Source organism: Streptomyces alkaliphilus (assembly GCF_014141535.1).
Lineage (GTDB): Bacteria > Actinomycetota > Actinomycetes > Streptomycetales > Streptomycetaceae > Streptomyces > Streptomyces alkaliphilus.
Window position 1 is genome coordinate 1 of the sequence record NZ_VKHT01001709.1, and the last position, 482, is coordinate 482.

Genomic DNA, 482 nt, shown 5'->3' on the forward strand with positions numbered 1-482 from the left:
GTGGTGGGGCGGCCCAGGAGGCGGGAGAGGTCGCCGGGGGTGTCGGCGAGCCACCCGGCGGCGATGTCCACGTCCATGCCGACCAGCATGCGGGCGGTCTCCACCGGGACGCCCGACCCGGTGAGGGCCGCCTCGTACTCCGCCGGCGACAGGGACCGGTGCACCACCGGCACGCCCGCCACCTCGCCCACCACGGTGGCGAGGTCGGCCATGCTCCAGGCGGTGTCACCGGACAACTCGTACATCTCGGCCGGTCGCTCGGTGGTCAGGATCGTCGCGGCCGCCGCGGCGTAGTCGGCGCGGGGCGCGGAGGCGACCCGGCCGCCGTCGGTGGCCGAGGCGATGACGCCCTCGGTCACGGCCCGGCGGATGGCCTGTTCGTAGTTCTCGGTGTACCAGCCGTTGCGCAGGAGGGTGAAGGGGAGGCCGGAGGCGCGCAGGTGCCGCTCGGTGGCGAGGTGCTCGGGGGCGAGGGCCAGGGG

At 75.7% G+C, this 482-nt stretch carries 1 pseudogene; it reads right to left on the reverse strand.

Features of this window, described 5'->3' with window-relative positions:
• Nucleotides 1-482, reverse strand: a pseudogene (locus FNQ90_RS26435) (KR domain-containing protein); the annotation flags it as partial.